The sequence below is a fragment of the Streptomyces sp. SGAir0957 genome, assembly GCF_043523415.1.
Map to the genome: position 1 here is coordinate 5958995 of NZ_CP027293.1, position 18219 is coordinate 5977213.

Genomic DNA, 18219 nt, shown 5'->3' on the forward strand with positions numbered 1-18219 from the left:
CCGACAGGGACGACTTTGCTGAACGTGTGGCGACTCTTGCCACCATCATGACGACTCCGCGCGGCCCCACAACCCATCGGTCCCGCACCGGCCGCAGTACCCTCATGACCAGCGTGTGATCGAACAGGAGGCCGGGATGTCGGTGCCGCAGGGGCGCAGGAGCAGTACTTTCACGCGACTGCTGCGGCACGGGTTCACCGACCCGTCCGGCGCCGAGCGACTGCTGGAGACGCCCGCGCTGGCCGCCGTACGCTCCGACCCGCTCCTCCTGGACGCGCTCGGCGCCACCGCCGACCCCGATCTGGCCCTGCTCGGCCTGGTCCGGCTCGTCGAGGCGCAGGAGCGGGCGGACGGGGACCCGGGCCGCCGCGAACTGCTCGACACGCTCGTCACCGCCAAGCCGCTGCGCGACCGCCTCCTCGGCGTCCTCGGCGCCTCCGAGGCCCTCGCCGACCACCTCGCCCGGCACCCGGCCGACTGGCGGGCCCTCGTCACGTACGAGCACAGCGATCTGCACCCGGGCGTCGAGGAGTTCGAGCGCGGCCTCGCGGATGCCGACGACCCGGACTCGCTGCGCGTCGCCTACCGGCGCTGCATGTTGTCCATCGCCGCCCGTGACGTGTGCGGCACCACCGATGTCGCGCAGACCGCCGCCGAACTCGCCGACCTCGCCACCGCGACCCTGCGCGCCGCCCTCGCCATCGCCCGGGAGGCGGCGCCCGCCGACGCCGCGCTGTGCCGCCTCGCCGTGATCGCGATGGGCAAGTGCGGCGGCCACGAGCTGAACTACGTGTCCGACGTCGACGTCATCTTCGTCGGCGAGGCCGTCGAGGGGGAGGACGAGGGCAAGGCCGTCCAGGCCGCGACCCGGCTCGCCTCGCACATGATGCGGATCTGCTCCGACACCACCGTCGAGGGCACGATCTGGCCGGTCGACGCCAACCTGCGCCCCGAGGGACGCAACGGCCCACTGGTGCGCACCCTCTCCTCCCACGTCGCCTACTACCAGCGCTGGGCCAAGACCTGGGAGTTCCAGGCGCTGCTCAAGGCCCGCCCGGTGGCGGGCGACCCCGAACTCGGCGCCGCCTACGTCGAGGCCGTCTCCCCGATGGTGTGGCAGGCCGCCGAGCGCGAGAACTTCGTGCCGGACGTGCAGAAGATGCGCAAGCGCGTCATCGCGGGCATCCCGGTCGGCGAGGTCGACCGCGAGCTGAAACTGGGCCCCGGCGGCCTGCGCGACGTCGAATTCGCCGTCCAGCTCCTCCAGTTGGTGCACGGGCGGGTCGACACCTCGCTGCGCAGTGGCACCACCCTCGACGCCCTGGCCGCCCTCGCCGAGCGTGGCTACGTCGGCCGCGTCGACGCCGTCCAGCTCGACGACGCCTACCGCTTCCTGCGCACGCTCGAACACCGCATCCAGCTCTACAAGCTGCGCCGCACCCACCTCGTCCCCGAGGACGACGCCGACCTGCGCCGCATCGGCCGCTCCATGGGCATGCGCACCGAACCGCTGACCGACCTCAGCCGTGCCTGGAAGCGGCACACCTCCGTCGTGCGCCGCCTGCACGAGAAGCTGTTCTACCGCCCGCTCCTCGACGCCGTCGCGCAACTCGCTCCGGGCGAGACCCGGTTGAGCACGGAGGCGGCCCGTGAGCGGCTCGTCGCCCTCGGCTACGCCGACCCCAGCTCGGCCCTGCGCCACCTGGAGGCCCTCGCCTCCGGCGTCTCCCGCAAGTCGGCGATCCAGCGGACCCTGCTGCCCGTGCTGCTCGGCTGGTTCGCCGACTCCGCCGACCCCGACGCGGGCCTCCTCGGCTTCCGCAAGGTCTCCGACGCGCTCGGCAAGACCCCCTGGTACCTGCGGCTCCTGCGCGACGAGGGCGCCGCCGCCGAGAACCTCGCCCGCGTCCTGTCCGCCGGACGCCTCGCCCCGGACCTCCTCATGCGCGCCCCCGAGGCCGTCGCCCTCCTCGGCGACCCCCATGGCCTCGACCCGCGCCCGGCCGCCCAGCTGGAGCAGGAGGTCCTCGCCGCGGTCGGCCGCGCCGACGGCGTCGAACAGGCCGTCGCCGCCGCCCGCGGGGTCCGCCGCCGCGAACTGTTCCGCACCACCGCCGCCGACATCATCGCCTCCTACGGGACCGAGGACAGCCCCGCCGTCGCCGACCAGGGCGCCCTCGTCGACCGCGTCGGCGCCGCCGTCTCCGACCTCACCGCGGCGACGCTCGCGGGCACCCTGCGCGCCGTCGTCAGGGACGGCTGGGGCGACCAGCTCCCCACCCGCTTCGCCGTCATCGCCATGGGCCGCTTCGGCGGCCACGAGCTGGGCTACGGCTCCGACGCCGACGTCCTCTTCGTCCACCAGCCCCGCGAGGGCGCCGACGAGCAGGAGGCCGCCCAGGCCGCCAACAAGGTCGTCGGCGAGATGCGCCGCCTGCTCGCCCTGCCCAGCGCCGACCCGCCGCTGCTCATCGACACGGACCTGCGCCCCGAGGGCAAGTCGGGCCCGCTGGTGCGCACCCTCAAGTCGTACGAGGCGTACTACCGGCGCTGGTCCCTCGTCTGGGAGGCCCAGGCCCTGCTGCGCGCCCAGCACGTCGCGGGCGACGCCGACCTCGGCGCCGCCTTCTGCGCACTCGTCGACCCGCTGCGCTACCCCGCCGAAGGGCTCGGCGACGACGCCGTACGCGAGATCCGCCGCCTCAAGGCCCGCATGGAGTCCGAGCGGCTGCCCCGCGGCGCCGACCCCACCCTGCACACCAAGCTCGGCCGCGGCGGCCTGTCCGACGTCGAATGGACGGTGCAGCTGCTCCAGCTCCAGCACGGCCACGCCCTGCCGGGCCTGCGCACCACCCGCACCCGCGAGGCGCTGGCCGCGGCCTGCGCGGCCGACCTCCTGCCCGCCCAGGACGCGGCCACGCTCGACGAGGCCTGGGTCCTGGCGACCCGCGTGCGCAACGCGGTGATGCTGGTGCGCGGCCGGGCCGGCGACACCTTCCCCTCCGACGGGCGCGAGCTGGGCGCCGTGGGCCGCTACCTCGGGTACGACCCGGGCCACGTCGGGGACATGCTGGACGACTACCGGCGGATCACGCGCCGGGCCCGCGCGGTGATGGAGGAACGCTTCTACGGGGCTCCTTAGCGGCCGCCGCGGCGACCTGCCGGGGCAGCGCGTAGGGCAGTGCCCCGTACCAGAGCCGCGCCACCAGGAAGCCGAACGTCAGGCAGATCATGCCGCCCACCGCGTCCAGCCAGAAGTGGTTCGCCGTCGACACGATGACGAGCAGGGTCAGCGCCGGGTACAGCAGGCCGAGCACCCGCACCCAGGGCACCGACGCGAGCGCGAAGATCGTCAGCCCGCACCACAGCGACCAGCCGATGTGCATCGACGGCATGGCCGCGTACTGGTTCGACATGTTCTTCAGGTTGCCGGACGCCATCGACCCCCAGGTCTGATGGACGGCGACCGTGTCGATGAAGTGCCCGCCGGTCATCAGGCGCGGCGGCGCCAGCGGATAGAAGTAGTAGCCGACCAGGGCGACGGCGGTCGTCGCGAACAGGGCCAGGCGCACCGCCGCGTACCGGCCCGGATGGCGGCGGAACAGCCACACGAGGACCCCGAGCGTGACGACGAAGTGCAGCGTCGCGTAGTAGTAGTTCATGCCGACGATGAGCCAACTCACCGAGTCGACGGCGTGGTTGACGCTCCGCTCGAAGGCGATGCCGAGGTGCCGCTCGACGCCCCAGATGAAGTCCGCGTTGCTCAGCGCCTGCGCCTTCTGCTCCGGCACCGCGTTGCGGATCAGCGAGTACGTCCAGTAACTGACCGCGATCAGAAGGATCTCGAACCAGAGCCGGGGACGCCGCGGCGTCCGCAGCCGCCGTACGACAGCCAGACGGCCACGACCGCGCTGCCCGTCACGGTCCTCCGCGAGGGGTGACGAGGGGGGCCCCTGTCGGCCTTCCAGTGTCGTCACGGTCGATTCACCCATAGCAACAGAGTCTGCCAGATATCGGCCCTCGTCCGATCATCCCCCGGTCGAGTATCGGTCGCATCCTCTACGCCCTAAGGACGAGGGCGGACCCCAGGGGACGACGCCGTCGACCCCCGGACCACCAGTTCCGGCATGAACACGAACTCGCTCTGCGGCGCGGGCGTGCCGCCCACCTCCTCCAGGAGCGTGTTGACGGCCGCCTGGCCCATCGCGTGCACCGGCTTGCGGATCGTGGTCAGCGGGGGGTCGGTGAAGGCGATCAGCGGCGAATCGTCGAAACCCACCACCGACACATCCGTCGGCACCTCCAGACCCCGCTCCCGCACCGCCCGGACGGCACCCAGTGCCATCATGTCGCTGGCGCAGATGATCCCCGTGCAGCCCCGCTCCAGGAGCGCCGCCGTCGCGGCCTGACCGCCTTCCAGCGTGTACAGCGAGTGCTGGACGAGATCGTTCTCCACCTCTTCGGGGGAGAGGGGGAGCAGCTCCCGCATCGTGCGGACGAAGCCCTCGATCTTCCGCTGCACCGGCACGAACCGGCGCGGGCCGACCGCCAGGCCGATCCGCTGGTGGCCGAGCGAGGCCAGGTGGGTCACCGCGAGCCGCGCCGCCGCCCGGTCGTCGGGGGAGATGAACGGGGCCGCCACGGCCGGCGAGAAGCCGTCGACGAGGACGAAGGGGACGCCCTGGCCGCGCAGCCGCTCGTAGCGCCGCGTGTCGGCCGTGGTGTCGGCGTGCAGCCCGGAGACGTAGATGATGCCGCTGACTCCGCGGTCGACGAGCATCTCCGTCAGCTCGTCCTCCGTGGAGCCGCCCGGCGTCTGGGTGGCCAGAACCGGCGTGTACCCCTGCCCGGTCAGCGCCTGCACGATCACCTGTGCGAGCGCCGGGAAGATCGGGTTCTCCAGCTCCGGCGTGATGAGGCCGACCAGACCGGCGCTGTGCCGGCGCAGCCGCACGGGCCGCTCGTACCCGAGCACGTCGAGCGCGGCGAGGACGGACTGACGGGTGGCCGCGGCGACCCCGGGCTTGCCGTTGAGCACGCGGCTGACGGTCGCTTCGCTGACCCCCGCTTGAGCTGCTATGTCGGCAAGACGTGCGGTCACGGGACGGGACCTTACCGGTCACATGGCCTATTGCACACCGAACGGGTCCGGCGGGGAAGTGCCCTTCCGTGGCGCCGGGTTGCCCGTGTGCCACCCGGAACGGTGAAGCTGCGCGATCGGGGGCGCCGCCGGGCACGCCCGGCGATACCGTGGTGCGGTGGGCCGCAGGGGGCCCGCCCGCTCCGCCCCGAGGGGGCCGCCTCGTGAACATCACCGCCCAGCAGACCATGACCGGGCACGGCAGCACGGTCCTGGTCGTCGACGACACCGCGGCCAGCCGCTACGCCATGGGCGCGGTCCTCACCCGCGCGGGACACGTCGTCGTCCCCGTCGCCTCCGCCGGTGAGGCCCTCGTCGAACTCGACACGCGGCTGCGCGCCGGAGCACTGCCCGACGTGGCCCTCGTCGACGTGGGCCTCCCCGACCTCAGCGGCTACGAGCTGTGCCGCCGCGTCAAGGCCCTGCCCCTGCTCGCGGGCATCCCCGTCGTGCACTTCTCCGCCCGCCCCTCGGGCCCCGGCGACCGCTGCCGCGGGCTCGACGCGGGCGGCGAGGCGTATCTGACGGTCCCCGCCGAACCCGAGGAGATCCGCGCCGTCGTCCGCGCCGCGCTGCGCGGCGCCCGCGAACTCACCGACGCCCACAGCCAGTTCGACCGGCTCGCGCTGCTCTCCGAGACCGTCGTCGACGTGCAGGGCGCCCGCTGCCTCGTCGAACTGGCCACCACCACCGCCGACGCGGCGGCCCGGCTGACCCGGCAGAGCGCCGCCGTCTTCGTCCTCGGCGACGACGGGGACGTGCACGCCGGGCTGTCCCGGCGCGGCGGCCTCGCCCCCGTCCCCGACGCCGTCGCCCGCGAACAGGCGGCCGCGATCGCCCGGCGCGTGGACTGCGCCCCCGGCGGCGTACAGAGCACGATCGTGCCCCGGTCGCTGTGGCCGAGCGCCTACTTCGGGCCCCGCGACGTCCAGCTGGTGCTCGCCCGCACCCGCGCCGGACACCTCCCCGTCTGCCTGGCGACCCCGGTCGCGCCCGACCCGGCCGGGCGGGTCGGACCGCTCGTGGCCCAGCTCGCCCGCGCCGCCGCCCTCGCCGCCGAACCCCTCCTCATGTACGAGCAGGAGCGGCACGTCGCGCTGACGCTCCAGCGCAGCTTCCTCCCCGCGCAGCTGCCCGCGCTGCCCGGGGTCGACGTCGCCTTCCGCTACGTGCCCGCGTCGCAGCAGACGGAGATAGGGGGTGACTTCTACGCGGCGCTGCCCACCTCCGCCGGGGTCCTCGTCGCCATCGGCGACGTCGTCGGGCACTCGCTCGACGCCGCCACCGTCATGGTGGAGATCCGGCACGCCCTGCGCGCGTACAGCATCGAGGACCCGGACCCCGCCCGGCTCCTGACCCGCCTGGACCGGATGTTCCAGCACTACCACCCGGACAGCTCGGCCACGCTCTGCCTCGCCCTCGTCGACCCGGCGACCGGCCGCACCCTGATCGCGAACGCGGGGCACATCCCGCCCCTGCGCGTGCCCCACCGGGGCCCGGCCCACTACGCCGACGCGGCGGGCCCGATGCTCGGCCTCGGCCTGCCGCACCCAAAACCCACCGCGCTGGAGCTCGCGCCCGGCGAGCGGCTGCTCATGGTCACCGACGGGCTCATCGAGACCCGCGGCACCGACCTCTCGGTCTCCATGGGCCAGCTCAGCGCCGCCGCGACCACCGCCCCCGCGACGCCCGACGCGCTCTGCGACACCCTGCTGTCCCGTTTCGGCGCCGACCGGGCCGACGACATCGCCCTGCTCGCCCTGCGGCTCAGCCCACCGGTTTCTCCATGAGCGTCACCGCGTAGGCGCTGCCGCCCGCACCGGCTTTGAAGGGCTGCTCGCCGACGACCGTGTAGCCCCGGCCCTCGTAGTACGCGCGCAGCCGGGGGTTCGTGGAGACGCAGTCGAGGCGGCAGCGGGTACGGCCCGTCCCGGCGGTCCGCCGCTCGGCGTGCGCGAGGAGGGCGCCGCCCGTACCGGAGGGCGCGCCGCGCCGCACCATCAGGCGGTGCACATAGCCGGCAAGGCGTGGAGGTCGTCGGTGTCCGCCAGACGGAACGTGAGTTGTGCGCTCATGCCGATCACCGTAAAGGTGGCCGGTGACAGCGGACACCGCAGGCCACACCCTTGGAGCAGCCATGCCCAACATCACCGTCGACCACTCCGCCGCACTGGACGGCCGCCTCGACCGGCCCGCGCTCGCGGGCGCCGTCCACCAGGCCTGCGTCGACCTCGTCGGCGCCCGGATCCCCGCCTGCAAGACGCGCTTCCGGAGCGCCGAGGAGACGGTCGTCGGCGACGGCACCGAGGAGGCGCACGTGGTGCACATCGAGATCGCCCTGCTCGCCGGACGCACCGAGGAGGCCAGGGCGGCGCTCACGGAAGCGGTCCTCGCGCTGCTGCCCGGCCACATCAAGGAGCCCGGGGGCATTCATCTGTCGGTCGAGGTACGGGACTTGGAAGCGGCCTACAGGTCGGCGCGCGGCTGAGCCGTCACACCACCAGGGCGCCGAGCCGGTTCAGCAGGTCCGTGAACGGGCCGTCGGCCGGTTCGTCCGTGAGGATGCCGCGCAGGAGCGCCGCCGTCCCCGGGTCGTGGGCGGCGCTCACCGCCGCGAGCGCGGCGAAGTCGTGGACCAGCTGGAGCTGCAGCTCCTCGCGCGGGACGCGCCGCCCGTCGAGCCACAGCAGCGCGGTCGACTCGGCGAGGGAGATCCACGAGCGGACCACGAGTTCGAGGCGGGCGGACGGCTCGCCCACGTTCAGATGGGCGAGGATCTGGACGTACGCGGCCTGGCGCACGGAGTCGATGAGGGCGTTCGTCGCCGACACCGTCTCCGGGGAACAGGAACCGCCCGCCGAGACCGCGGGGCCGCCGCGCATCAGCGCCGAGAAACCCGGCCCGTGCTCGTCCACGAAGTCGAAGAACCGGCCCATCACCCGCAGCAGCCGGGCGCCGAGCGGTCCCTCCCGCGGCTCCTCGAACCGCTGCGCCAGATCGTCGGCGGCCCGCCTCAACGCGGCCTCGTACAGGCTGAGTTTGCCCGGGAAGTAGTGGTAGACGAGGGGCCGGGAGATGCCCGCGGCGGCCGCTATCTCGTCGATGGAGACCTCGTCGGGCGAGCGGTGGCTGAACAGTTCGAGAGCGACCCCGATCAACTGCCGCCGCCGCTCCTCGACACCCATCCTGCGCCGCACCCCGGTCGTCATACGAACACTCTACCGAGCCAAGCCGATAGTCCAGTTGACCGCTGGGTGCCTCCATCAAGCCCCTCCGGCGATCGAGGAGCGGGGGTCCGGGGGCGGAGCCCTCGGGGCCGCACTACCGCAGCGGTGACACGTCGACCCCGCCGTCGGCGACCCCGGCAAGCGTCACGTCCGCGCCCCGCGCCACCCGCACGGCCAGCACATGCCCCGCCTCGCTCGACCCCGCCGCACTCAAGGACCGCACCTTGTCGCTCCCCGCAGCGACCAGGTACCAGTTCCCGCCCCGCGACTTCCAGCGCACCCCCGCGAGCACGACCTGATCCCGCTCCCCGCACGCCGCCGAACTCTCCGACTTGGCCGCGACGACCGCGGATCCGGCCCCCGGCGCGCGGAACAGCGCCAGCGTGCGCGGCCCGCCGCCCCGCCAGGTCTCGGCCCGGGTGCACACCCACGCGGCCTCCCCGTTGGCCTCGGGCATGGTCTGCCGCGCGTACGCCCACGCGTTGACGGAGCGCACGCCGTGCGAGCGGGCCGCGGCGAGGGAGCAGGCCGGGGCCGCCCACTCGGCGGGATCGGCCTCGCGCGGCGCGTCCGGCGCCCCGGACGTGAGGTGCGCGGGCACGAGTTCGCCGAGGTCGCTGGTGTACCGGGTGGTGTCGGCGTCGGTCAGCGCGAGCGCGTTCCAGCTGGTGCAGGGCTGGTCGGCCGGGGCGAGCGCCGGGCTCGGGAACGGCGCCGTCACGCCGTCCTTCGTACGGGTCAGGGGCCGCGCCGCGCCGGACGGCTCGAGCAGGTCGCGGACGGCGGCGCCGGTCACCCAGGGCGCCGTCAGATAGCGCACGTTGCTGTCGGACCGGTCGATGACGACGGCGCCGGACTGCGCGGCGTCCGCCCCGTCGACCCGGGCGAGGTCGAGGGCGGCGCCGCTGGTGCCCTGCGCGGGTTCGGCGTAGCGGACGATGCGCAGGCCGTCGTAGAAGAGGACGACGCGGGCCTGGTCGAGCTCGCCCGCGTACAGCAGTTGGGCGGGGCCCGGCGGGGCGCCCGCCGGGGTGCCGGGGGTCGCGGAGACCTGGACGCTCTCGCCGGGCCGCGCCCACACCGCGAGGGCGCGGCGCAGGAGCGCCTCGTCGCCGGTGAGGGAGCCGCGGGCGGGCCACACGGAGAAGTCGGTGCGGGCCGAGGACCGCCATGTCACCGGGGCGACCCGGGTCAGCTTCGCCGGGTCGAGCGCCGCCTGGCCCGCCGGGTTCTGCGCGTACGGGGGCGCCGCCGCGCCGTCCGGGCCCCAGCCCTCGCCGGGCAGGCCGAGCAGCGCGCCGCAGACGAGGAGCGCGGCGGCCCCCGCGATCGCCGCCTTGGTGTGCTGGCGGCGGCGCATCAGGTCGGTGGGGCGCGCGTGCAGGGAGCAGGGGTCGAACTCGGGGGAGGCGAGCAGCTCGTACTGGGCCTCGGTCCGGTCCGCCTCGTGCAGTGCGGCGGTCGTCTCCTGGGGCGTGCAGCCCGCCGCCGTCAGCACGGTGCGCACGGCGGTGTCGTCGAGGTGTTCCAGGCCGCGCAGCACGTACACGGCGCGGGCCGGGCCGCTGAGCGCGGAGAGCCGCTGGTCCAGGGCGAGTTCGTCGGCGCCGCCGGACTTGGGGAACAGGCGCAGGCCGCGCACCCGGGGCAGCAGCGGCGGCAGCTGGGACCGCTTGGGCCAGGCGGCGCGGAGCAGCGGGCGCCCGGCTTCGAGGGCGCTGCGCAGCACTTTGAGGCGGACGTAGGCGTAGCCCGGGTCGGCGCCGCGCGGCGCGCTGCCGCGCTGGGCGGGCAGGGCCGGGGGCGCCGTCGCGGTGCGGCCGCGGGGGAGCGCCCGCTGGGTGACGGAGTGGGCGGTCAGGACGCGCCGGTTGCGGCCGAGGCTCGGCGGGAGCACCAGGTAGGCGAGGCGGACGAGGCGCGGGTAGTGCTCGACCAGGGCTGCCTCGGCCTGCTCCACGTCGATGACGTCGGGCGTGCCGGGGGTGCTGGAGGGCCGCGCGGGACTGGGTTGCTCCACCTTTGACTGCACGTTCAGCAGAACGAGCGAATCGTGGGATGGTCACCCGGACCCGTTCCTCACTCCGAACGGATCAGCTCCCGGGCGTAGTTGGCCATCGACCGCTGATAGCGCGGCAGATGCGGTGCCAGCGCCCCGAGCACGAGCGACAGGCCCTCGCGGTCGCGGCCGAGGGAGGACAGGCACAGTGCGAGACAGGCCCGTACGGCGTCGTCCAGTTCGTCGCTCGGAGCGGTCAGTTCCGGTTCGAGGAGCGCGACACCCTCCGCCGGGCGCCCCACGTTCCGCAGTGAACTGGCCAGCTGGATCTTCGTGCGGCGCGCCCGGTAGCCGGAGAGACCCCGCCGCAGCGCCTCCTCGTAGAGCGGCACCGCCCGGTCGGAGTGGCCGGTCGAGTCGAAGGCGCAGGCCCGCTCGAAAGGCCCCACCGGGCTGTCGGCGGGCAGCTCCGCCACCAGGCCGTCGACGAGGGCGCGGAACGCGTCGGCGCGCTCCTCGCCGTAGTCGTCGAAGGAGGCCCACGCGGCGGCGATCCGCTCTTCCCAGACGCTGTTCTCGGTGCTCATCGGGCCACACTCGGAGATCGGCCGGTGCGCGTCAACCGTTTTCCGAGTGCGGCCCGGGCCCTTCGCGGCCCTACGTGAGCTGCCAGCCGCTGTACTCGACGGTGCCGCGCGCCCCGTTCCCGCCGTTGGTCGCGCTCATGAACATCCCCACGTCCTGTGTCGCGGCGGCGCCCGGTACGGGCACGGTGGCCACCGTCCGCCAGGTGGTTCCGCCGTCCGTGGAGCAGGCGCCGGTGTACGCGCCGGCGGCCCGGGTGAGGCGGAGCAGCACCGGCGCCTTGACGCCGGTGATCCGCTGGTAGGTGTCGAGCGTGCCGTCACCGTTCGTGTCGTAGGAGAGGACCACGCCGTTGGAGGGCGTCACGGCCAGGTTGAGGAAGCCCGGGGAGCCCGGGGTGGCGAGGGAGTTGCGGACGATGATGCCCGCGCGCGCCCACGCGCCCGTGACGGCCTGCGAGTCCACCCGCAGGATGACGGACGTGCCGTCCTGGAGGGCGCCCTCGCGGTAGATGGTGCCGAACTGGGTGGTGCCCTTCCACAGGTCGTTCCCGGCGCCGTCGATGGCGAACCGGTCGCCCAGCTGCCCGAAGATCGCCTCGTTGTTGGTGTACGTCTTCCAGCCCGCCTCCAGGGGACCGGCCTCGAAGAGTGTGCCCTTGTACGAGGTGGTGACCCGGTCCTCGCCCTGCGGCCCGTACGTGACGTCGATCGTGTAGGGCAGTGGGCGCAGCGGCGCGTCGAGCGGGGTGCCCGGGGCGCTGGCCTGCCAGGACACGGTGCCCTCGCCCGCCGGAGGCACACTGCGCAGCGACGTGCCGTGCTCCGGCGTCGCGTCGATGCCCTTCAGCGCGAAGTCGACGCGGCCCGTCGCGCGCAGCCCGTTGACATTGCGGAAGGTGGCGGCCACGCGCGCGTGGCCGCCCGGCGGGAACGCGGGCGGCTCGGCCGTCACCGTCAGGGCGCCCTGGTACGGGGCGCGGGCCAGCACGTCGAACACGCGCGAGGCCGTGCGGTACGCGTCCCCGTACGGGCGCAGCGGGTAGTCCTTGCGCTCGCGGGTCCACGGCTCCTCGAAGGCGAACCAGTCGACCTTGGTGGGTTCGCGGCCCGCCGCGAGGGCGTCCTGGAGTTCGTCGAGCCACTTCTGCCAGCGCGGCAGGTAGAAGTCGGCCATCAGGCCGTGCCACTCGCGGTTGCCGTACTCGTGCAGGTTGCCCGGGTCGGAGGTGGCCCGGTCGCCCCAGACCGTGATGAGGACCTTCGCGCAGCGCTCGAACTCGGCGCGCTCGGCGTCGTTCGTCGCCATGTCGCGCGCGTCCTGGATCCACGGTCCGAGCAGGAAGGCGCTGTGGGCTCCGGTGACGTCGTCCGACAGGCGCATCAGCTTCAGCCACAGCGTGGCGAGGTCCTTGAAGCGGGCCTGGTCCTTGTCGGCGTACGCGGCCTTGAGCTGGGGCAGGTACTGGCGGCTGCGGTGCGCGAGCGCCTGCCGTGCCACGTCGACGAGGTCGTACTTGTACGCCTGGCTGCCCCGCAGGCTCGCGGACACGCCGAGCAGACCGGTCAGCGCGGCGTCGAAGCGGGCCGGGTCGTAGGTGAGGGCGCGCGGCGCGTAGTAGGCGGCGCGGTCGGCGGAGAGGTCGGGGCGCGCGGCGAACAGCGAGTCGTGCGGGTCGGAGCGCTCGACGGCCATCTGCTGGTACGCGGTCTCCTCCATGGCCTGCCAGGCGGCGCGGGCGTCCTTGTCGCGGCGCCCGTAGCGGAAGTCGGCGTACCCGGCGAACCACTCGGCGCGGTCGATCTTCCGCTCCGTCCAGGCGAGTTCGGACCACAGCTCGAAGGCGGCCGGGTCGCGGTCGGTGCCCTCGGGCATGTACGCGGTGCCGGCCAGGGCGCTGTCCGCCTTGTCGCGCCAGGCGAAGAACTTGTCCATCCAGAGGTGCGCGCGGGCCCCGATGGTGGTGCGGCCGCCGAAGTTGGGGATGGTGCCGAACGCGTACGGGGTGCCGCCCCAGTCCTTCTCGCGGTCGGTGACGGAGCTGAACCGGTCGGAGACCCCGTCGACGATCAGCATCTTCTTCTTGTCGATGGCGTCGAGCAGCGCGGGCAGCGGGTTCGCCTCCCAGCCGAGGATGACCCAGGTGGCGCCCGGCCGGTTCTTCTGCAGCGCCGTCTCCACGCCGCGCGCCGCGTCCGCGACGGGCACGTCCCCGGGGGTGCCGCCCTCGTGCAGCAGGTCCATCTTGAACGCGTCCAGCTCACCGAAGAGGTCCCGCTGATGCCCGTAGAAGGCCTCGGCGACCTGCGCGAACGACGTCGTGCGGGGGTCGAGCCAGTCGGGCCGGTCGAAGCCGTGCCAGCTGCCCTGCGGCACCACGTGCGCGTCGCCGCCGTTGCGCTCGACGAACCCCTTCGGCACATGCCCGTAGTAGCCCGGCATGACGGGCTTCATCCCCAGTTCGCGCAGCCGGTCGGTGATCTTCTTGCCGAGCTCGGCGCGGTCGGCGATGAGTTCGGGGGAGAGGGGGCCGCCGTACCCGTAGAGGTTCTGCAGGAGCCACCACGGCTGGTGCGAGGGGGCGGGGAGCCAGGCCCGTGACTCCTCGTCGCTGTAGCCGAAGTCCTTGAGGAGCCGGTGGTAGACGGCCTCCATGCCCGCGATGACGAGCACCTCGTTGCAGCCGTGCAGCGCGAGCACGTCGATCATGCGCTCCCAGTACGGCCAGCCCGCGAACGGCGCCGTGTAGCCGTCGTTGGTGTCGTTCAGCGCGAACCGGTGCGGCAGGGACGTGGACCGCTCCAGGGCGCGGGTGGGGGCCGGGAGGGTGCGGGGCAGGTCGAGCTGGTCGCCGTTCCAGGCGATGTGCGCGCCGCACACGTACTTCAGATACCAGTGGACCCCGGCGAGCAGCGTCGCCGGGGTCGTCCCGTACACCTCGATCGCGCCCCGCTTGCCGGAGACCCGGAAACGGTCCGCGCCGCCCTGGGGCGGGAGCAGTCTGAGTCTGAACTGGTCCGCGTGGTGCGGCAGTCGCCGGTTGAGCGCCGCGCGGGCCGCCGACGTATCAAGTGCGTGCGGTGCCGCCTGAGCGGTCGCTGGCACGCCCACCCCCAGGGCCGTGCCGAGCCCGATGGCGCCTGCCGTGCCGAGAACCGTGCGTCGCGTTGGCGCGGACATACGTGTGACCCCCTGCGTCGCGGATGGTGCGGCGCACCGTAACCGGGGCGCACGCCCGCGCTCAACGGTGCGTACGGAGTCTGGCGGGAACACGTCGATGAGCCGTGCGCGGCCGGGACAGGAGTGCGGGATGAGGAAACTGCTGGTGGCAGGGGTCGTGGTGGCCGCGGTGGCGACCGGTTGCGGGGCGCACGAGGAGACCCCCGGGCCCCCGGAGATCCCCCGGACGGCCAGCGGCTCACTGGAGCAACTGGCGCGCACCGCGGGCTGCCGCCCCGACCTCCAGACCGACGCCGCCGAACTCCGCCAGGCCACCTGCGGCACCGGCCGGGAGCGCTACGTCCTCGCCACCTTCGCCACCGACCGGGGCCAGGCCGAATGGCTGGACGCGGCCGACGACTACGGCGGCACCTACCTCATCGGCCGCAAGTGGGTCGCGGTCGGCGCCGACCGCGTCGTGACACGGCTGCGCGGCCGGCTCGGCGGGACCGTGGAGCGGGCCGGGGGAAGCCACGCGGGTCACCACTGAGACGGCCGCGCAGCGGCCCGTGGGGGGTCTGTGGGTGGGGGCTCGGTTCGCTGGGGGCGGGCCAGGGGTCAGGTGCAGCGGTCGCCGCGGTTGATGCAGCTCGCCACGCGCCGCATCAGCCGGTCGTCGAAGACGTTGATGAAGTCGCCGTGGTCGGTGACCGGCTTGTGCAGCTGCTCGGGGAACGAGTCGACCGCGAAGCCGGGCCCCGGCGGAACGCTGTAGACGATGCGCTGCACGAGCTGCGGGATCGCCTTGAAACCGGCCGGGCAGGCGCCGGTGCGCGGGTCCTCGAACGCGACGTGCGTCCGGTGGTTGGCGCTGTCGGTGTTCGCCCCGTCCCAGCAGCTCTGGAAGCGGAAGGTGCGCACGACCTTCGAACCGTTCGGGCAGATCGGGTACTTGTCCTTGAGCTGGCGGTTCTCGAAGCCGGTGCAGCTCCAGGACGCGTTGGCGTTCGCGTCGCCGTTGGTGAGGGCCTTCGCGTCGCCCGTGATGATCCGCAGGAAGCGCGGCATCGCGACGACCTTGCTCGTCGGGTTCCCGTCGAACTTGAGCGTCACGGACGACGGGGTCTGGATCTCCCCGGTGTTCTGGTCCTTGCCGCCGCCGTCGGCCCCCGCGTCCGCCTCGTCCTTCCCGTTCTGGAGCCGCAGGACCGGCCAGTAGTAGGTCGACTTGTCGCCCTGGTTGCGGCAACTGGTCTGCCCGGCGGCGAGATCGTCGTCGCTGGAGAAGGCGTCCGTCGCCTGGTTCCCCACGTAGTCGTGCATGTGGTGGGCGCCATTGCCGACGCCCGGTGCGACGATGACGTTGTCCGGATTGAACTTGCCGTTCTCGTTGCGGCCGCAGGCGGTGGTGAAGGTGCCGCGTGAGGCGGCGCGCCGGTTGCGCGGGGTGACGACGTTGGGCCGGACGGACGTGATGTCGACGAAGTCGGCGGGATCGGGGCCGTTGCCCGTGCCGCCGCCACCGCCGGCGGGCGGTGCGGAGGGTTGCTGCGACGGTTGCTGGGAGGGCTGTTGCGAGGACCCCTGTGAGGAGCCCTGTGAGGGCTGCGGCGACGGCTGCTGCGGCTGCTCCGGCGAGCGCCCCGTGCAGGCCGCCATCCCGTCGAGCTGCCGCGGCGGGCGCCCGCCGGAGCGCCGGATGTCCTCCCCGATGCGGCCGAGGACGGCGCCGCGCTTGTCCTTCAGCGGGCCGAGGATGCTGTTCTGCACGAAGCCGGGGTCCCGCGCGGCGGCGTCCCGGTTCGCGGCGAGCCGCTGGTACGCCGCGGTGATCTGGCTGTCCAGGGTGGCCAGTTCACCGTCGACCTGGGCGCGGGCGCCGTCCGGGACCTCGGGCAGGGCGGTGCCGACGTCCGGGCAGTCGATGGTGGCGACCTGCCCCGCCCGCTGGTCCTGTGTCTGTTGCTGCTGCGTCCCGCTGCCCGCGTCCTGCCCCGGTTCTTCCTGGGCGGACGCGTACACGTTGACCGCGACCAGCCCACCTCCGCCCAGGAGCAGTGCGGCCGACGCGACGGTCATCCGCGTCGTCAGCGAAGAGCGCCGTTTCCGTGAGGTGCGTCCCATGGGGCTACGTACGCAACGGGAGGCGCCCGTGTTCAATCGGCGCCCCAGGTTCTCGCGGACAGGGTCTCAGCGGCCCTGGTCCAGATAGGCCAGGACCGCGAGAACCCGCCGGTTGTCGTCGTCCGAGACCGGCAGGCCCAGCTTGGCGAAGATGTTGGAGGTGTGCTTGGCGATGGCGCGCTCGGTGACCACCAGCTGAACCGCGATCGCCGCGTTCGAGCGGCCCTGCGCCATCAGCTCCAGGACCTCCAGCTCGCGCGGGGTGAGCCCGCCGAGCGGGGCGTCCGCCGCGCGCCGCGTCAGAAGCTGCTGAATGACCTGCGGGTCCATCGCCGTCCCGCCCGCCGCCACCCGCCGGACCGCGTCGACGAACTGGTCCGCGTCGAAGACCCGGTCCTTGAGGAGGTAGCCGACGCCGCCGGTCCCGTCGGCCAGGAGTTCGCGCGCGTACAACTGCTCCACGTGCTGGGACAGGACCAGGACCGGCAGGCCCGGCCGCGCACGGCGCGCCGCGAGGGCGCACTGCAGCCCCTCGTCGGTGTGCGAGGGCGGCAGGCGGACGTCGACGACGGCGACGTCCGGGGTCAACTCGGCCAGCGCGCGCGTGAGTTCGGGCCCGCTCTCGACGGCGGCGGCGATCTCGAAGTCGTACGCCTCCAGCATCCGCACCAGACCGTCCCGCAGCAGGAACAGGTCTTCGGCTAGGACAACACGCAAGGGATCTCCATGGTCACCATGGTGGGGCCGCCGGGCGGGGAGCCGACGGCGAGGACACCGTCGAATGTACCGAGCCTGCGCTCGACGCCGCTCAGTCCGCCGCCGTCGGCGATCACCGCGCCGCCCCTGCCGTTGTCCGTGACGGCGATCCGCAGCCGGCCGTCGGTGTGGGCGAGGTCGACCCAGATCCGGTCGGCGCCCGCGTGCTTCACGGCGTTGGTGAGCGCCTCGCTGATCGCGAAGTACGCGGCGGACTCGACCGGCGCCTCGGCCCGCCCCGCCAGCTCCACCTCGACCTCGGTCCGCACGGGGAGCCGCAGCGCGAGCGCCCGTACCGCGTCGCCGAGGCCCCGCTCGGCGAGCACCGGCGGATGGATGCCGCGCACCAGGTCCCGCAGTTCGGTCAGCGCCTCCGCCGACGATTGCCGGGCCCGCGCGAGCAGCTCCTTGGCCTTCGCCGGGTCCTTCTCCATCAGCGCCTCGACCGTGCCGAGATCCATGCCGACCGCGACGAGTCGCGCCTGCGCCCCGTCGTGCAGATCGCGCTCGATGCGGCGCAGTTCGGCCGCCGAGGTGTCCACCGCGTCGCGCCGCGAAGCGGTCAACACCCGCACACGCTGCTCCAGTTGACCGGTGGCGGGCGCGAGCACGTACCGGGTGAGGAGGAAGTGCGCCCGCAGCAGCGCGGGCGTCACGAACAGCCCGGCGGCGAGCAGCGCCGTCGCGAGCAGGCCGGCGAGCAGGGCCGTCCCCTGGCCGCCGACCGGCACGAACCCGTACCACCAGCCGACGTACGTGCCGTCCGTGAAGGCCCGCCACAGCCCGGCCGCGAGCGCGTACCCCTCCAGGGGGTAGAGGATCAGCGCGGCGGGCAGCAGCGCGGTGACGAACCCGGCGGTCGTGTCGACGGGCAGCCACCCCAGGTCCCGCCAGGTCGCCGGGTCGCCGAGGAGCAGCCGGGTCCGCTCGGCCCGCCCGACGAGTCCGCCCCGCAGACCGTCGGGGAGCGGCCGGTACGTGGCTGGGATCGGTACCCCGCACCACTCGGCGGCGACGGCCCGCCGCCAGTTCGCCCAGTGCCGTACGAGGCCGAGCACCGACGGGGTCGTCAGGATGCCGGCCCCGGCCACGATCAGCACGATCGAGAGGACCGACAGCACGAACAAGGTGAGCGACCCGGCGAACCCGGCCACCGCGACCCAGAGGCCGCGAAGGCCCGCCACCACGGCGCTCCGCGCCCTCGCACCCATCGCCCGCTCCGTCCGTCC

General features: G+C 73.7%; 14 protein-coding genes. 4 read left to right on the forward strand and 10 right to left on the reverse strand.

Annotated features, from left to right (window positions below; genetic code table 11):
- Positions 1 to 136 precede the first annotated feature (136 nt).
- Positions 137 to 3142 (forward strand): bifunctional [glutamine synthetase] adenylyltransferase/[glutamine synthetase]-adenylyl-L-tyrosine phosphorylase, encoded by a 3006-nt coding sequence (locus C1N81_RS31770; RefSeq protein WP_394438359.1) that lies wholly within the window; start codon positions 137 to 139, stop codon positions 3140 to 3142.
- Here the strand turns inward: C1N81_RS31770 and C1N81_RS31775 are convergent.
- Entirely contained in the window at positions 3090 to 3992 is a 903-nt protein-coding gene (locus C1N81_RS31775) for a phosphatase PAP2 family protein (RefSeq protein ID WP_394434740.1), read from the reverse strand. The two genes, C1N81_RS31770 and C1N81_RS31775, sit on opposite strands and share 53 nt — an antisense overlap.
- 74 nt (positions 3993 to 4066) lie before the next feature.
- Positions 4067 to 5101, reverse strand: a complete 1035-nt coding sequence (locus C1N81_RS31780; protein WP_394434741.1) for a LacI family DNA-binding transcriptional regulator — start codon at positions 5099 to 5101, stop codon at positions 4067 to 4069.
- Between the two features lie 227 nt (positions 5102 to 5328).
- Here C1N81_RS31780 and C1N81_RS31785 point away from each other — a divergent pair, with 227 nt between their 5' ends.
- On the forward strand, positions 5329 to 6930 hold the full coding sequence (locus tag C1N81_RS31785; protein WP_394438361.1) for a SpoIIE family protein phosphatase: 1602 nt from the start codon (positions 5329 to 5331) through the stop codon (positions 6928 to 6930).
- On the opposite strand, the gene C1N81_RS31790 is transcribed toward C1N81_RS31785, so the two are convergent.
- Complete coding sequence (locus C1N81_RS31790) at positions 6908 to 7153, reverse strand: hypothetical protein (protein WP_394434742.1); 246 nt, start codon at positions 7151 to 7153, stop codon at positions 6908 to 6910. The two genes, C1N81_RS31785 and C1N81_RS31790, sit on opposite strands and share 23 nt — an antisense overlap.
- Before the next feature lie 124 nt (positions 7154 to 7277).
- Between C1N81_RS31790 and C1N81_RS31795 the strand changes: the two genes are divergently transcribed.
- Positions 7278 to 7628, forward strand: coding sequence for a 5-carboxymethyl-2-hydroxymuconate Delta-isomerase (locus C1N81_RS31795; protein WP_394434743.1), 351 nt, complete (start codon positions 7278 to 7280; stop codon positions 7626 to 7628).
- A 4-nt stretch (positions 7629 to 7632) separates the two neighbouring features.
- Here C1N81_RS31795 and C1N81_RS31800 read toward each other — a convergent pair whose 3' ends face one another.
- The 4 genes from C1N81_RS31800 to C1N81_RS31815 form a co-directional block, all read right to left on the reverse strand.
- Positions 7633 to 8349 (reverse strand): TetR/AcrR family transcriptional regulator, encoded by a 717-nt coding sequence (locus C1N81_RS31800; RefSeq protein ID WP_394434744.1) that lies wholly within the window; start codon positions 8347 to 8349, stop codon positions 7633 to 7635.
- Between the two features lie 112 nt (positions 8350 to 8461).
- Complete coding sequence (locus tag C1N81_RS31805) at positions 8462 to 10399, reverse strand: hypothetical protein (protein ID WP_394434745.1); 1938 nt, start codon at positions 10397 to 10399, stop codon at positions 8462 to 8464.
- A gap of 47 nt (positions 10400 to 10446) precedes the next feature.
- On the reverse strand, positions 10447 to 10953 hold the full coding sequence (locus C1N81_RS31810) for a tetratricopeptide repeat protein (protein WP_394434746.1): 507 nt from the start codon (positions 10951 to 10953) through the stop codon (positions 10447 to 10449).
- Positions 10954 to 11023: 70 nt separating this feature from the next.
- Positions 11024 to 14131 (reverse strand): alpha-N-acetylglucosaminidase, encoded by a 3108-nt coding sequence (locus C1N81_RS31815; protein WP_394434747.1) that lies wholly within the window; start codon positions 14129 to 14131, stop codon positions 11024 to 11026.
- Between the two features lie 130 nt (positions 14132 to 14261).
- Here C1N81_RS31815 and C1N81_RS31820 point away from each other — a divergent pair, with 130 nt between their 5' ends.
- Positions 14262 to 14660 (forward strand): hypothetical protein, encoded by a 399-nt coding sequence (locus C1N81_RS31820; RefSeq protein WP_394434748.1) that lies wholly within the window; start codon positions 14262 to 14264, stop codon positions 14658 to 14660.
- Between the two features lie 68 nt (positions 14661 to 14728).
- Here C1N81_RS31820 and C1N81_RS31825 read toward each other — a convergent pair whose 3' ends face one another.
- The 3 genes from C1N81_RS31825 to C1N81_RS31835 all read right to left on the reverse strand — a co-directional run bounded on the left by C1N81_RS31825 (position 14729) and on the right by C1N81_RS31835 (position 18201).
- The gene (locus C1N81_RS31825) at positions 14729 to 16234 is read right to left on the reverse strand and encodes a DUF1996 domain-containing protein (RefSeq protein WP_394434749.1); all 1506 of its coding nucleotides are present in this window, start codon (positions 16232 to 16234) and stop codon (positions 14729 to 14731) included.
- Between the two features lie 66 nt (positions 16235 to 16300).
- Positions 16301 to 16951 (reverse strand): response regulator transcription factor, encoded by a 651-nt coding sequence (locus C1N81_RS31830; protein WP_394434750.1) that lies wholly within the window; start codon positions 16949 to 16951, stop codon positions 16301 to 16303.
- Positions 16936 to 18201 carry a sensor histidine kinase gene (locus C1N81_RS31835; protein WP_394434751.1) on the reverse strand — a complete coding sequence of 422 codons (1266 nt, stop codon included), beginning with the start codon at positions 18199 to 18201 and terminating at the stop codon, positions 16936 to 16938. Before C1N81_RS31835 ends, C1N81_RS31830 begins: the two co-directional genes overlap by 16 nt.
- Between the last annotated feature and the right edge of the window lie 18 nt (positions 18202 to 18219).